The sequence below is a fragment of the Sphingomonas chlorellae genome (assembly GCF_056485145.1).
In genome coordinates, this window is the sequence record NZ_JBQXXM010000002.1 from 532,059 (window position 1) to 547,551 (window position 15,493).

At 70.1% G+C, this 15,493-nt stretch carries 10 protein-coding genes; 2 read left to right on the forward strand and 8 right to left on the reverse strand.

Features of this window, described 5'->3' with window-relative positions; genetic code table 11:
- Window positions 1-4: 4 nt before the first annotated feature.
- Together ACT3CF_RS08525 and ACT3CF_RS08530 are read right to left on the reverse strand one after the other, a co-directional pair.
- The gene (locus ACT3CF_RS08525; RefSeq protein WP_478421824.1) at window positions 5-673 is read right to left on the reverse strand and encodes a 4'-phosphopantetheinyl transferase family protein; all 669 of its coding nucleotides are present in this window, start codon (window positions 671-673) and stop codon (window positions 5-7) included.
- A complete protein-coding gene (locus ACT3CF_RS08530) occupies window positions 670-4,710 on the reverse strand; it encodes a Pls/PosA family non-ribosomal peptide synthetase (protein ID WP_478421826.1) in 4,041 nt (1,346 codons plus the stop codon). Before ACT3CF_RS08530 ends, ACT3CF_RS08525 begins: the two co-directional genes overlap by 4 nt.
- 358 nt (window positions 4,711-5,068) lie before the next feature.
- On the opposite strand from ACT3CF_RS08530, the gene ACT3CF_RS08535 reads away from it, so the two are divergent.
- Window positions 5,069-6,079, forward strand: coding sequence for a YaiO family outer membrane beta-barrel protein (locus ACT3CF_RS08535; RefSeq protein ID WP_478421828.1), 1,011 nt, complete (start codon window positions 5,069-5,071; stop codon window positions 6,077-6,079).
- A 7-nt stretch (window positions 6,080-6,086) separates the two neighbouring features.
- Here ACT3CF_RS08535 and ACT3CF_RS08540 read toward each other — a convergent pair whose 3' ends face one another.
- Window positions 6,087-6,881, reverse strand: a complete 795-nt coding sequence (locus ACT3CF_RS08540; RefSeq protein ID WP_478421830.1) for a cyanophycinase — start codon at window positions 6,879-6,881, stop codon at window positions 6,087-6,089.
- Window positions 6,882-6,978: 97 nt separating this feature from the next.
- Window positions 6,979-9,771 (reverse strand): cyanophycin synthetase, encoded by a 2,793-nt coding sequence (gene cphA, locus ACT3CF_RS08545; RefSeq protein ID WP_478421832.1) that lies wholly within the window; start codon window positions 9,769-9,771, stop codon window positions 6,979-6,981.
- 280 nt (window positions 9,772-10,051) lie between these two features.
- On the opposite strand from cphA, the gene ACT3CF_RS08550 reads away from it, so the two are divergent.
- The gene (locus tag ACT3CF_RS08550; protein WP_478421834.1) at window positions 10,052-11,683 is read left to right on the forward strand and encodes an alkaline phosphatase D family protein; all 1,632 of its coding nucleotides are present in this window, start codon (window positions 10,052-10,054) and stop codon (window positions 11,681-11,683) included.
- A gap of 13 nt (window positions 11,684-11,696) precedes the next feature.
- On the opposite strand, the gene ACT3CF_RS08555 is transcribed toward ACT3CF_RS08550, so the two are convergent.
- The 4 genes from ACT3CF_RS08555 to ACT3CF_RS08570 all read right to left on the reverse strand — a co-directional run bounded on the left by ACT3CF_RS08555 (window position 11,697) and on the right by ACT3CF_RS08570 (window position 15,478).
- Window positions 11,697-12,737 carry a YeiH family protein gene (locus tag ACT3CF_RS08555; RefSeq protein ID WP_478421836.1) on the reverse strand — a complete coding sequence of 347 codons (1,041 nt, stop codon included), beginning with the start codon at window positions 12,735-12,737 and terminating at the stop codon, window positions 11,697-11,699.
- A gap of 254 nt (window positions 12,738-12,991) precedes the next feature.
- A complete protein-coding gene (locus ACT3CF_RS08560) occupies window positions 12,992-13,882 on the reverse strand; it encodes a LysR substrate-binding domain-containing protein (RefSeq protein ID WP_478421937.1) in 891 nt (296 codons plus the stop codon).
- A gap of 109 nt (window positions 13,883-13,991) precedes the next feature.
- Window positions 13,992-15,278, reverse strand: coding sequence for a TolC family protein (locus ACT3CF_RS08565; protein ID WP_478421838.1), 1,287 nt, complete (start codon window positions 15,276-15,278; stop codon window positions 13,992-13,994).
- Window positions 15,275-15,478, reverse strand: coding sequence for a YgaP family membrane protein (locus ACT3CF_RS08570; RefSeq protein WP_478421840.1), 204 nt, complete (start codon window positions 15,476-15,478; stop codon window positions 15,275-15,277). Before ACT3CF_RS08570 ends, ACT3CF_RS08565 begins: the two co-directional genes overlap by 4 nt.
- Window positions 15,479-15,493 lie beyond the last annotated feature (15 nt).

Consider the following 15,493-nt stretch of genomic DNA (forward strand, 5'->3'; position numbering starts at 1 on the left):
GCGGTCAGGCGGGGAGCGCGAGCGCGCGCAGCGTTCCCATGCCCGTCGTCACCCAGCCCCGGGTGGTCCCGGTCGCGGAGGCTGCGGTGATGGCCGCCCCGGGCGCGGCGGCGCCGGTTTCGATCCCGGTCGGCTCGATCCGCGAGGCGATGCCGAGGCATTTGGCGTGCGCCTCCTTGGCCACCCAGCAGGCGAGCCAGGCGTGCGGCGGGGCGTCGGCGAGCCTGCGGGCTTCGGCGGGGGTCAGCGCATCGGGTGGCGGCGGATCGGCGTCGAGCGGCTCGAGATCGACCCCCACCGGCTGACGAGCCAGCCCGATCAGGCAATGCGGCCAGCGCCCGGCGACGCTGACGTGCCAGCCGTGCAGCGCCCCGCCGCCGGTGTGGGGCGCGTCGAGATGGAGCGCACCGAGCGCATCGCGCCGGATGTCGATCGCGGCCGGATGGACCCCGGTGACGCGCGCGACGAGCAGCCGGGTGAGCCGGCGCCGCATCCCGCGCATCGCCGAATCGGGGCGGTCCGCAAGATCGCGGAGATCGGCAGCGGTGAGCGGCGCCTGCCCCGCCGCCGCCTCGACCGACGGGTCGTCGAGCCGCACCTGCCACGCAATCGCGTCCGCCGGAGGGACGGGCGCGGGCGCGAGCGGCCCGTCGATCCAGACGGGCCGCGTCACTCGGCGCGCGCCGGACGGGCGGGGAGCCCCTCCCACGACGTGCCGGGCGGCAGCGCCTCGCCCTTCATCACCACCGAAAGGTCGCCGAGCTGCGCGTCCTCGCCGATTTCGGCATCGTAGAGGACGATCGCGTAGGAGCCGATCGTCGCACGGTCGCCGACGCGGACGCCGCTGACCTTCATCACGCGATCCTCGAACAGGTGTGTCTGGAGCCCCGCGAAATCGTTGAGCGCCGCGTCGTCGCCGATCTCGACCAGGTCGGGTTCGGTGAAGTCGGTGGTGTCGATGTAGCAGCGCCGGCCGATCCGGCAGCCGAGCAGCCGGAGATAGGCGGCCAGCCATGGCGTGCCGCGCAGCGGCTCGAGCAGGTTGGGCACGGCCAGATTCTCGTAGGTCGCCGTCACCAGTTCGGTTCGCCACACGAACGGGCTCCACAGCGGCTGGGTGGTGGGCTTGTAGCGCCCCATCACCAGCCACTTGAGCAGCACGACCGACAGCCCGCAGGCGAGCGCGAAGCCGATATAGAGGAAGGGGAAGGTGACGAGGATCCAGTAGCCGCCGTTGCGCAAATCGTCGAGCTCGCCGACTGCCGAGAGCAGCAGGCTGAAGAAGGCGATGAACAGCGTGAGCGAGAGCGTGACGCGCACCGCCTCGATCGCCAGGCGCGTCGCCACCAGCCGGCGGCCGGGATTGAAGCGCGCGCCCTCGTCGAACAGTGCGACCGTCTGGCGGACGGGGAGCGAGATGGGGGGCGAGCCGAACCAGGTGCCGTCGGGTGCCGCGGCACCGTCGTCGGCGGGCGGTTTGGACAGCACGCCGATCAGCACGCCGTCGCCGATCGTCGCGCCGGTGGGCAGCAGCGCCGAATTGCCGATGAACGAACGCCGGCCGATCCGGGTATGCGCCAGCCGGATCGCGCCCGGCTCCATCCGCGCCGCGCCGAACAGCACGGCGTCGGCGATGAAGCTTTCGGGGCCGATGTCGACGAGATCGGGCACGATCGCCGCCGCGGTCGAGATCTCCGCCCGGCGGCCGACGCGCACGCCGAGCGCCCGATACCAGGGGATGACGTAAAGCGTGGCATAGATCGGGTGGAGCAGCCGCAGCGCGAGGTCGTTCACCTGCTGCACGAACCAGAAGCGGACGTAGAACCAGCTGTGGATCGAATAGCGCCCCGGCCGGACGGAGCCGAGGATCAGCCGCTTGGCCGCCACGGTGAGCGTGCACATCAGCAGGATGTAGGTGAGCGCGAGCAGCGGCGAGATCAGCAGATAGCTGTAGCTTTCGGTGTTCCAGTCGATCTCGATCATCGCGATCAGACCGGGCGCGATGGGCAGGATCGCGACGAGCGGCAGGATTGCCGCGGCGACGGCGAGGCCGAAGCCGGTCAGCAGCCGGCGCACCGGGCCGGCAGCGTCGTCGCGACGGCGCTCCAGCCCGCTTTCGACGCGCTGGGCGGGCGACCCGCTCCACGCCTCGCCCGCCGGGATCGCGGTGCCGACGGGGATCGCCGAGAGATCCTCGAGCATCGCGCCTTCGCCGATCGTGCAGTCGCGCCCGACCACCGCCATCGAACCGAGAAAGGCGCCGTCGCCGACACGGATCGCGCCGAGCCGAAGCAGCCCGCGTTCGACCGAGCTGGTGGCGAACATCGCATAGTCGCTGATGACGGCATCGTCGCCGATCTGGACCAGATCGGGCGTGTCGATCGCGCAGCGGCCCAGGAACGCGCGCTTGCCGATCCGCGCACCGAGCAGCCGGTAATAGGCGCGCAGCATCGGCGTCCCGGCGAGATAGGGCGTCGCGATGACTTCGGAGAAGCGTCGGACGAACCACCAGCGGAAATAATAGAGACCCCAGAGCGGATAGTCGCCCGCGCGGAAGCGACCGATCACCACCCATTTGACCAGGATCGAGGCGAACATCGCGAGCGGCGGGATGGCGATGAAGCTGAGCCCGCTGAACGCCAGCGCCGTGACGCGGTTCATGTCGTCGCCCGACAGGTGCGTATAGGCGACATAGGGGAAGAACCATTGCAGACCCGCGATTGAATAGATCGGGATCAGCGCGATCGTCTGCGCGATCCAGCACAGCCAGCGCTGTGCCGCGGGCACGCGATGAAAGCTGCGATCCTCGACCATCGGCGCGGCGGCGACCCGGTCGTGCAGCCGGGCGGCCAGCGCGCGGATGCTGGGCGTGGCATAGACGTCCTGGATCGACACGCCCGCGAGCCCGGGTGTCTTGCGCATCGCCGAGACGAGCCGTGCCGCCTTGAGCGAGTGACCGCCCAGATCCTCGAACAGATCGTCGAGCACCGACACCTTTTGCGGGGCGAAGGCTTCCGACCAGATCGCATGGAGCTGTTCTTCGAGCGGGGTCGCGGGCGGCACGGTCTCGCGCGCTTCGGCCGGCGTGGCGGCGGGCCGCTGCAACGCCTTGCGGTCGACCTTGCCCGAGGCCGGGAGCGTCGGCAGTGCGTCGAGCAGCTGATAGGCCGCAGGTCGCATGTAATTGGGCAGGCGTTCGCGGACGCGCGCCCGCGCGGCGTCAAGATCGACCGTGGCGCCGCTGCGCGCGACGACGAAGGCCGCGAGGAACTCGGCGCCGTCGTCGTCGCGGAACAGGTGGACGACGGCCTGGGCGACCGCCGGGTCGTCGGCGATCACCGCCTCGATCTCGCCCAGTTCGACGCGGAAGCCGCGGATCTTCACCTGCGTGTCGATGCGGCCGATATAGTCGATGTCGCCGACCGCATCGAGCCGGACGAGATCGCCCGAGCGGTAGACGAGCACCGGTTCGCCGTCCGGCCCCGCAAAGGGCGTCATCACGAACTTTTCGGCCGTGAGATCGGGGCGGTTGAGATAGCCGGCACCGACGCCGGGACCGCCGATCACCAGCTCGCCTTCGGCCCCGGCGGGGACGGGCCAGAGCTGCTCGTCGACGATCCACGCGGTATAGCCGGGCAGCGGGCGGCCGATCGTGACGCGACGGCCCGGCTGAAGCTCGGTCCAGGTCGCGGTGACGGTGGTTTCGGTGGGGCCGTAGGTGTTGAGCAGCCGCAGCCCCGGCCGGAACCAGCGGTTGACCAGATCGGGCGGGCACGCCTCGCCGCCCAGGTTGAGCAGGCGCAGGCTGGGCATTTCGGTTTCGACCAGCGACAGCAGCGACGGGACGACGTGCCAGATGGTCACGCCCTCGGCCGCGAGCACGGGGGCCATGTCCGGCCCGGCCTTGGCCAGCGCCTCGTTGGCGACGAGCAGCTCGGCGCCGACGAAAAATGCGCTCCACATCGTTTCGACCGACATGTCGAAGGCGAGGCTGAACCCGCCGAACACGCGATCGTCGCCGTCGAGCGCCAGGATCGCGCTTTCCGACCGGACGAGATGACAGGCGTTGCGGTGGGTGATCGCCACGCCCTTGGGACGGCCGGTCGTTCCCGAGGTGTAGATGATATAGGCAAGATCGTCGGGCGCCGCGCCGCTTTCGTCGCGCCCGATCGGCAGCGGTTCGCGCGCGGCGAGATCGCCGAGCTTGCGGTCGAGCACGAGCGTGCGGACGGGCATGGCGTCGGCGCGTTCGCTTTCGGTGACGATCAGGACGGCACCGCTGTCCTGCGCGATATAGTCGATCCGGTCCTGCGGATAGGTCCAGTCGACCGGGACATAGCAGGCGCCGGCCCAGAGCGTGCCGAGGATCGCCATATACTGATCGAGCCCGCGCGGCAGGCAGAGCACGACCTTGTCGCCGCGCTTGACCCCCATCGCGCGGAGCTGGCGGGCGAACCGCAGCGCGCGCTCGCGCAGTTCGGCATAGCTGAGCGCGGTGCGTCGGCTGTGTTCGGGATCGTCGCCGATCAGCCGGATCGCGCAGCGCGGGCCGAACGCGGCCGCCGCGGTGTCGAAGATTTCGTGCAGCAACTCGTCGCGGGCATAGGGGGCGTCGTCGCGCAGCGCCGGCGTCGGCGCAATCGGCGCGAAGGCGGTGGGGGCGGGAACATCGTCGGCGCGCGGTGCGCCCGGCGCGGGCTGGGTGGACATGCGATCGTCTCTTGTCGTCGGTTCATGAACGGGGCGTGTCCCGGCGGGCCTGATCGTTCAACGCGTGAACGATGGAAGCGTTGGCATTGCGCCGAGATTGGTCGAGTCCGCCCCTTCTTTACTTGCTCGCATCATGCGGCACTTCGTGGCGCCTATCGCCTTTGTTTCGGATCGTGGCAACCGTCGGTGTAGTCCAAGCGCGCCCGATCGGCGCCTCCGGATGTGCCCGGAAATGCGGCGCGTCGGCGCGAAGCGGTTGAAAGGGAGGCGCTTTCCCAACATAGGCGGCGGGATGGTTGTGAAGGTTCGATCCCCGCGCGTGTCGACAGGGCTGTGCCGTTTGCGGGTGCAGGCGGCGGTGGCTGCGCTAGGGGTGGCGATCGCGGGGACGGTTCCCGCGCGGGCGCAAGGCGATGCCGCCGCAGTGCTGGCCGAGCGCCGCGCGGCGGTGGCGCGGGCACCGGACGATCTTGGCGCGCGCGCGGCACTGGCCCGCGCGCTCCTCGCTGCCGGTGATCGCGCCGGAGCCGAGGCCGAACTCGACGCGATCGAGGCACGCGATCCGGCCAATGCAGAGGCCGCGGCGATCCGGCTTGACCTGGCGCCGATCGCGCCGGTGATGGGTGAGGCCGGCGACGCGACCGATCCGGCGACGCGGCCGCGGCGCCGGCTGACGCTGAGCCCCGAGGCCGAATTGGCGCGGGTTACGGGGCGCGCAGACCGGTCCGCCGCGACCTGGTCGACCCTGAAGCTGGGCGTCAACTGGCGCGCGGGCGAGGCGACGACGGTCTCGGGCGAGGTCGATCGCGAGGACCGGGACGTTTCGACCGATACGCGGCTGGCATTGCGGCTCGATCGACGGCTGTCGCCGTGGCTGCGCGGCTATGTCGCCGCATCGGCGACGCCCGATGCGGATTTTCGCGAGCGCTGGCGGGTCGCGACCGGCGGTGAAGCGGACCTGATCGGTCCGCTCACGCTGCGGATCGACCTGCGCCGGGCCGATTTCGCCGCGGCGAATGGCGACGTCCAGACCAGCGCGATCGTGCCGGGAATCGCCGTGTCGTCGCAGCCGCTGCGGAGCAGCTTCCACCTGGCGATGACCAACCTGTGGGACGAGCGCGGCCGCCATCGTACCGGCTGGTCTGGCGGCGTCGAGACGCAGTTGCGACCCGAATTGCGGCTGAGCGCCACCCTTGCGAGCGTGCCCGAGACCGAGGCGGGGATCACGCGGACGACGCGTTCGGCGAACCTGACGGCGGCCTGGACGATCGAGCCGGGCATGACCTTGCGGTTCGGCCTGACGACACTTCGACGTGTCGACACCTATACGCGGCGGGGCGCGACGCTGGGGCTCGACCTGCGCTTCTGAGGCGCGGCTAGGGCCGGCGCGGGGTGCGGTGGTCGAGGTCGAAGCGGTCGCCGTCGCTGAGCACGTGCAGGCGGACATCGTGCATCGACAGCGTTCGTTCGGGGCTTGCCTCCGCGATGTTCGAATGGGTGACGCCCGACCCGTCGACGATGTAGACCGCCCCCGACCCGACCACGCGGAACTGCGAGCCCTCGAGCACGATCGCGCTGTCCTCGTCGATGCCGATGCCGAGCACGCGCGGATTCTGCGCGACCGCGCCGAGCAGCCGGCCGATCCGGCCCCGTTCGGCGAAGTGCTGGTCGATGATGACATCGCGAACCAGGCCGAGCCCCGGCGCCATGTGAAGGTCGCCGATCCGGTGCGATTCCTGGCTCGAGCCCTTGACCAGCATCGTCTCGCTCATCACCGATGCCCCCGCCGACGTGCCCGCGATCAGGCCCCCGCGACGGTGGATCTCGCGCACCATCTTTTCGACGGGCGTGTCGCCGATCTGGCTGGAGATGCGCAGCTGGTCGCCGCCGGTGAAGAAGATGCCGACCGCGTCCTCGAAGATCTCGAACGCGTGCTGTTCGAGCGTCTCGCCGCGTTCGTGGACATAGAGTTCGACAAGGTTGTGGACGCCGAGTGCGCCGAATGCCTGTTGATAGGCTTCGAAATAGCCGTCCGGCTGATGGCTGGCGACGGTGGCGATCACCAGCCGCCCCTCGCCGACGCGGCTGGCGATTTCCTTGAGGATGCGCTTGTCGCCGTCCTTGTCCTCGTGGCCGCCGATGATGATGAGCGGGCCGCCGCCTTCGGTCATTCGTGGTGCTCCGTGCTTGCGGGGATGCGCGCGCTGTCCCCCGCGAACCAAACCCGGCGCGCGCGCCCGCGATCCATCGGCGTGACGCGGCACCGGCTCAGGCGGACGCGGCCAGGCCGGGCGACGTCGTCGCGGCCGGTTCGACCCGGGCGGGGTCGGGGCGGAAGGCGAGGATCTGGTGCCAGACCTGTTCGACCGAGGTGGGCATGAGCACGATCAGGTCGCCGGGCGCGCCCATGCGCAGCGTCGCCGCCACGGCCTCGGTCTCGTCGACGATGCGATGGATGCGGTGGGGCTCGACCTCCGCGCGCATGGCGCCTTGCGACATCAACCCGTTGATCTCACCCGCGGGGCGCCCGCGTCCGTCGGGGGATTCGCGGAACATGATTTCGTCGAACAGGCCGCCGGCAAGCTCGCCCATTTCGAGAATGTCGCAGTCGCGGCGGTCGCCGGGAATGCTGACCATTCCGATCACGCGGCGGTAACGCGGCCGCATGTGCGCGATGACCTCGCCCAGCGCGATCAGCCCGGCGGGATTGTGCGCGTAATCGAGGATGATGCGCATGCCGTGCGCGTCGTGAACGTTGAGCCGTCCGGGCGTGTCCTCGAACGCGTTGCTGAACCCGTGCAGCGCGGCACGGATCGTCGCGAGCGAGACGCCGTACGCCGCGGTCATCGCGATCGCCGCGAGCGCGTTGGCGATGTTGAAGCCGGCGATGCCGCCGAGCGTCGCCGGCACCTCGGCCGCGGGCATCACCTCGACCCGTTCGCCGTCGCGGTGGAGGACGATCGTGCCGCCATAGCTGCCCGCCTCGCGCACCACCGCCATGCCGCCCGCCGCGACGTGCCGGCGGACCAGATCCGACATCAGCGGGCCGCCGTTGAGCGAGAACCAGACCGGCCGTCCGCCCGCGTGACGGGCGATGCGAACGCACATCGGATCGTCGGCGTTGAGGATCGAATGGCCCCGGCGCGCGACGCTTTCGACGACGACGCCCTTCACGTCGGCCAGCGCCTCGACCGTGTCGATCCCCTTGAGCCCGAGATGGTCGGCCGTCACGTTGAGCACCGCGCCGACATCGGCCTCGTCGAAGCCTAGGCCTTCGCGAAGAATGCCGCCGCGCGCGGTTTCGAGCACCGCGACGTCGACATGCGGATTGCGCAGCACGGCGCGCGCACTCCTGGGGCCGCTCGCGTCCGATTCGACCATCAACTGCCCGTCGACATAGATGCCGCTGGTCGTCGTCATGCCGACATGGTGCCCCGCCGCGCCGAGGATGCGCGCCACCATGCGTGCGGTGGTCGACTTGCCGTTGGTGCCCGTGACGGCGAAGATCGGGATCCGCCCGCGACCGCGCGGGAAGAGCATGTCGATTACCGGCCCCGCGACGTCGCGCGGCGTGCCGCTCGACGGTTCGAGGTGCATGCGGAAGCCGGGCGCCGCGTTGACCTCGACGATCCCCCCGCCGGTTTCCCGCACCGGCCGGCTGATGTCCGGCGACAGAAAGTCGATTCCGCAAAGGTCCAGCCCGACGACTGCGGCAGCCTGTTCGGCGACGGCAACGTTGTAGGGATGAATGACGTCGGTGCGATCGACGGCGGTGCCGCCGGTCGAAAGATTGGCGGTGTCGCGCAGCCTGACCACCTCTCCCGCCGCGGGAATCGTGGCAAGCGTTCGGCCCGATTTCGCGAGCAGTGCCGTCATCGCGGCATCGGCGACGATCCGGGTGAGCACCTTTTCATGCCCTTCGCCGCGGCGGGGATCCGCGTTGAGGAAGTCGATCAACTGGGCGATGCTGTGGAAACCGTCGCCGATCACCTGCGCGGGCACGCGTTCGGCAACCGCGACGACGCGCCCGCCGACGACGAGGATGCGATGATCGTTGCCCGGCACCTGTCGTTCCACGATCACCCGCCCGCTGTGTCGGACCGCAAGCGCGAAGGCGGCGCGCACCCCCGCCTCGTCGGCGAGATCGGTCGTGACGCCGCGGCCATGATTGCCGTCGAGCGGCTTGACCACCACCGGCCAGCCGAGGCGAAGCGCCTCGCGCACGGCATCGTCGACCCGGCGGACGACGCTTCCCTGCGGCACGGGCAAGCCCGCTTCGCCGAGCAGCCGCTTGGTCAGGCTCTTGTCGCCTGCGATGTCGACCGCGATCTGGCTGGTGTTGCCGGTGATGCTGGCGCGCATCCGCCGCTGGGCGCTGCCATGGCCGAATTGGACCAGGCTGTGCTCGTCGAGGCGCATCACGGGAATGCCGCGACGGCGTGCCGCATCGACCAGCGCCTGCGTGGTCGGGCCGAACGAATTCGCCCGCAGCGTCGCGCGCAACTCGGCGGCGATCGCGCCAACGTCGAGCGGGTCGGCGACGCGGGTCGGGGGCAAGAGCGCAAGCCCGCGGACGTGGCCCAGCCCTTCGGGCAACAGCGCGGCGACGAGGCGGATCGCATGGGCGCCGGCCGCGAGGCCCATCGCCTCGTCCTGATAGGCGAACAGGATATTGTAGACGCCCGGGCGACCGCGGACCGAGCGCGTCTTGCCCCGCGTGACGGGGGCGCCCGCGATCGATTGCAACTCGAGTGCGACGTGCTCGATGACATGGCCGAGCCAGGTGCCCTCATTCACGCGGCGCATGAACCCGCCGGGCTGCTGGTAGCTGCAGCCGTGGCCGGCGAGCCCGGGAAGCAATGCGCGCAACCGTCCGCCGAATTGCGGCAGGCGGCTGGTCGGCCAGTCTTCGAGCGCGCCCAGATCGAGCTGGATGCGCACCATCGGGCGCGCGCTGAACAGATGGGGGCCGCGATAGACGCTGCGCTCGAGCACGCGCATTGCCGATGCGTCGCCATCGCCCAGGCGGATGAACGCCGCCTGCTCCGTCTGCGCTGTCATGACTTGCCTCTACGATCCCGGCGCCGAGGACCGGCGCGCGGCGACATCAACGGGCGGCGCAGGCGTCCGTTCCCGCCATCCCTCCGGTAACCTGTTGAAGATTTGAGATGTTTCGGAACGAATGCGCGTCGTGTGAGGGCGACGCCATCGCGCGGAACAAGCTGGAACAAGAATGTCACAATTGGCGCCTAACCGGATTGGTTAAGTGCTGCGTGACCGGGGTCACCGCCCGGGGCGCCTTGCTGCTGCCGCGCGGCAGGATTTTCATGGAGGGACGTTGATGGTTTTGCAGGTCGATCGCCGCCGCCTGGTGCTGACGGGGAGTCTGGGGTTCGGCGCGCTGATGCTGCCGGGCGGAAGCGCCATTGCCGCCGAGGTGATCGGTGCCACCGGCTTTACCCACAGCGTCGCAAGCGGCGAGCCGGGCCCCGACTCGATGCTGCTATGGACGCGCTATGTGCCCGCGGTGAGCGATGCGATCGTGCGGCTTGACGTCGAGGTGGCGGCCGATCGCGATTTCGCCAAGGTGATCGCGGGCGGCAGCGTGCGGACCGGCGGCTATCGCGACTGGACCGCCAAGATCACCGTCGACGGGCTGCGCCCGGGCACGGTTTACTGGTATCGTTTCGTCGCGCCAGACGGCACGCGCTCGCCGGTCGGGCGGACCAAGACGCTGCCCGCCGATGATGCCGCGCGGTTCGGGCTGGGCGTGTTCTCGTGCTCGAACCTGCCCTATGGCTGGTTCAACGCCTATGGACATGCCGCGGCGCGCGACGACCTCGACCTCTGGCTGCACGTCGGCGATTATCTGTACGAATATGGCGCCGACCATGGTCCGGCCGACCTTGCGGCGGCGCGCGTCGTCGTCCCCGATCACGAGATGCTCGCGATCAGCGACTATCGGCTGCGCTATGCCTGCTATCGGGCCGATCCCGATCTGCAGCGGCTGCACCAGATGGCGCCGATGGTGGCGCTGTGGGACGACCATGAAAGCGCGAACGACAGCTGGGAGGGCGGGGCGCAGAACCACCAGCCCGCGACCGAGGGCGACTGGAACCTGCGCCGTGCGGCGGCGATGCAGGTCTATCGCGAATGGATGCCCGTTTCGGACGAGCCGTGGAAGGCCTATCCGCTGGGCCGGCTGGCGACGCTGTACCGTACCGAATCGCGGCTGCTCGCGCGGACGCGCCAGGCGGACATCGGCGCAGCCTATCGGGCCGGCGATCCCGACGCGGCGCTGCGCACCTTTCGCGATGATGTGTGGCAGGATCCGTCGGCGACGATGCTCGGCACGACGCAGGAAAGCTGGCTGGCACACGCGTTGCGTACCAACGCGCGCAATACCGCGTGGCAGCTCATCGGGATGGGCACCATCCTGGGCCGCACGATGATGCCGGCGGATGCGCCGGGCTGGCTGCGCCCCGATGCGAGTGAGAAGACGCAGCGCAGCTTCCGCAACGACGTGCGCGCTGCGAAGGCGGGGCTGCCGATGTGGATGGACCGCTGGGACGGCTATCCCGCGGCGCGCGCGCGGCTGCTCCACGCCGCACAGCAGGCCGATGCCGATCTCGTCATGCTGTCGGGCGACAGTCACAACGCCTGGGCATACGCATTGACGCAGGACGGCCGCGCGGCCGGCGTCGAGTTCGCGGGGCACAGCGTCACGTCGAACGGGATGGAGGGCAATTTCGCTGCGGATCCCCGGACGGTCGCGCGCGGGTTCGTCGCCGCCAATCCCGAACTCAAATGGGCCGACACCAGCCGCCGCGGTTATATGATGATCGAGGTCACGCCGCAGCGCGTGACCGGCGAATGGCTGTTCATGGAGACGGTGAAGGCGCGCACGACGCGTGTTGCCGATACGCATCGCATGTCGGTGGATCGCGGACGCCGCGTGTTCAACGCGGCTTGAGCGTCGCGCGCGCCTAGCCCTGAACGGCGAAGCGCGCGACGGCGATGCCGATCACGGTCAGCAGGCCGAGCGATACGAACACGGCTGCCGTCACCCGCCCGCCGGCGCGGGTGACGGTACGCAGGTCGACGCCGAGGCCCAGTGCCGCCATCGCGACGACGGTGAGCAGGCTTGCCGCAGCGGCCAGCCATGGCAGCAGCGCGGCGGGAACCAGCCCTGCGCTGCGCAGCCCCATCAGCATCAGGAAGCCGACCAGGAACCAGGGTACGAGCCGGGCAATGCCGGGACGACGACGTACCGCGGCGGGCGACGCATCCGCCGGTGCCGCCGTGCGCGCCAGAACAATACAGACCGGACCGAGCATCAGCACGCGGACGAGTTTGACGAGCGTGCCCATCTGCACCGCCGAAGGGCCGAAGGGGGCGGCGGCGGCGAGCACCTGGGGCACCGCATAGACGGTAAGCCCGGCGAGGGCGCCATAACGCAGCGGGTCAAGGTGCAGCACGGCGCCGAGCAGCGGCAGCCCGAGCACGACGCCGACGCCGAGGACTGCGGTGAAACCGATCGCCGGTGCAACCTCGTCGCCATGCGCGCCGATCACGGGCGCGACCGCGGCGATCGCCGAATTGCCGCAGATCGCATTGCCGCAGGCCACGAGCAGCGCCAGCCGCGGGGGCAAGCCCAGCATCCGGCCGACCAGCAGGCTGGCGCCGATCGCGGTCGCGACCGTCATCGCGATGGCGACGAACAACACCGGACCTGCGGCCGCGATCGTTGCCGCGCTGACCGACGCGCCGAGCAGCACCACCGCGATTTCGAGGAGCAGCTTCGCGCTATGCTCGATCCCCGGCGTCCAGCGCGGGCCGGGCGCCCAGCAACTGCGGACCCCGGCGCCGATCAGGATGGCGAGCACCAGCGCCTCGACCCAATTGCGGCCGAGCAAGGCCCGTTCGCCGCGTTCGAGCAGCATCGCCGCGCCGGCCAGCGCCATGCACAGGACGATTCCGGGAATGGGTGAGCGGCGAGGGGGAAGCGGGAAGGCGGGGGATGGCATCGCAACACTCCTTGGGCAGAGCAGAGCGATGCGCGCGGGGATTCAATCATTCCAACGGATTATAAGTCTATAAATAATCGCAATACGTGATGAATCTCCGGTCTGTTGATGTCGCCGTTCCGGCATCAAGAAGCTGATTCAGAACATTATCTTGTAAGAGCCGGATGGCGGCGGGCGGATGGTCGGTCACCCATTCCTGACGATTGGCGGCTTTGGATGCCGACGGATACGATCGAAACGATCGTACTGGCAGATCAGATCACCCAGTCGCCGTGGCGATCATAATCCTCGATCAGCATCAGCAGAGCTTCGGCGGCCTTGCTGCGGTGTCGTTCGGGGTGACGAAGCGCATAGAAAGGGCGTTCGGGCAGGTCGAGAGGGAGTGCGAAGAGCGCGCGCATTGCCAGCGCGGGCGCCACGACCAGCCGTGACAACACCGCCGCACCGGCCCCGGCGCGTACCGCCGACAACACGGCTTCGTTCGAGGGAAGGGTAAGCGCGATCGGGAGCGTGCGCGGATCGATACCGCGCGCGGCGAGCGCCTCCTCGAACCGCGCGCGCGTTCCCGATCCGGGTTCGCGCATGATCCACGGGGTTCGGGCGAGCCAGTCATTGTCCACCGTCGCCACCGGAGCGGCGGCGACGAGTTGAAGTCGATCGGTGCCGACGACGCGGTGGACCAGTTCGGGCGCCTCGAGATTGCCTTCGATGAACCCCAGATCGGCCTCGCCCGCGGCGACGCGCCGCGCCGCGCCCTCGCTGTTGGCGATGCCGACGCAGAGTTCGATGCCGGGATAGCGCGTATGGAAACGCGCCAGTCTTTCGGGCAGCCAATAGCCGGCGATCGTCTGGCTGGCGACGAGCCGCAGCGTCCCGCGCTTCAACCCGCCATGCTCTGCGAGCGCGCGTTCTGCATCGGCGGCGCGCGCGAGGACGGCGCGCGCCTCGTCGAGCAACAGCCGTCCGGCATCGGTGAGGACGATGCCGCGACCGACGCGATCGAACAGCCGCACGCCATGCTGCGCCTCGAGCGCGGCGATTGCAGCGCTGGCGGCCGATTGGGTGATGTTGAGCACCTGAGCGGCGCGGGTCACATGCTCGCGTTCGGCGACCGCGATGAAGATCCGCAACTGGTCGAGCGTGATGGCCGGGTTCCTTTCGCCTTTTGCCCATGATCGGGCGTGGGCGAGTCCCCTGCAACCGTGAAATGGCGCGCAGCCGCAGCGTAGGGGGATTCAGCGGCTGCGCGCCGGCTCAGCTTCCGGTGAGTGCCGCCAGAAGCTGCGCCTGAACCTGCATGTCGGCGGCGGCAGCCGTCTTTGCGCCTTCGGCCGCGCCCGCCTCGCGCTCGGCGTCGAGCAACGCAAGCATCGGCTTGGCCCCGGTCTGAACCTCGAGCCGGGTGCCGCGCAGCGCCGCCGCCGCGGCTTCTGCCCGCGCACTTGCCGCATCATAGGTGGCGCGGGCGCTGACCAATGCCGCGTGGGCGGCGATGGTGCGCCGCTCGATCTCGGCACGTTCGGCGCGCAGCCGGGCTTCGCGTTCGGCCATTTCGGCCTGGGCGCCGCGGACGCGCGCGCCGGTGCGGCCGCCGTCGAACAGCGTCCAGCGCGCGCGGATGCCGACGCTGGCGGTATCGGCTTTGTACCCGGGGAAGAACTGGTCGCGCACGCTGCCTGCCTCGGCATAGGCGCCGACAACCGGCATCCGCGCTGCCCGGGCGCCGTCCAGCCCGGCGCGTGCGGCCGCCAGCAGGCGCTCGGCCGCGCGGACGCGGGGATTGTGCGCGATCGCCAGGGCGACCGCAGCCTGGGGCGTCATTGCGGGCTGTGCCGGCACCGGCAGGCCGGCGTCGGGCGTCACCTCCATGCCCGACAGGGCGCGGAGCATCGCGCGGGCTTCGGTTTCGGCGCCTTCGGCGGCGGACAGTCCGGCACGCGCCTCGGCCAGGCGCGCCTCGGCCTGCGCGACCTCGGTGCTCGTGCCGTCGCCCGCGCGGAAGCGGAGCCGGGTATCACGAAGTGCCGCCTCGAGCGTCGCGATCATGCGCGCCTGCGTCGTCGCCTGCTGATGCGCGGCGATTGCACCGGCATAGGCGCGGACGACCTGGACGCGCAGTTCCAGCGCCATCGCCTCCGCACCTGCGCGCGCGGCGTCGATGCCGGCCCGCGCCTCGGCTTCGGCGGCGCCGATGCGGCCGCCGGTGAACAGCGGCAATTCGGTGCCGAACTGGATCGAGCGGGGCGTGACATTGTCCGCCGCCAATCCGAAAAAGCCTTGCGGGTCGATACGCCCGGTGGCGACCTGACCCTGAACGGTCGCGCTGGGCATTCGCTCGGCGCGGGCCGCATCGAGACGGGCGTTCGCGCCGGCTTCACGCGCGCGGGCAGCGGCCAGTTCGGGCGACTGTTCGAGCGTGGCGGCGATCACCGCCTCCAGCGACTGGGCGTGGCCCGGCGTCGCGATCATCGCCGAAGCACCCGCAGCCAGCAGCAGGGCGAACCGCGCCGGGGCGGCCCGGGAGCGGAGCCGCCGGTTCACCGGAACACCGTCCCCGGTCGCACGCCCAACGCCCTGAACACGATCGCCGCCGGGCAGAAGCCGGTAAATGCGGCCTGGAGCATATTGGCACCGGCGAACAGCGTCAGGGCGATCCACCACGGATGCACGGTCAGCGACAGGATCGCGCTGAGCAGAACGATGCAGCCGGCAAAGGCCAGTACGGCACGATCGAGATTCATGATCCGGTCTCCTTC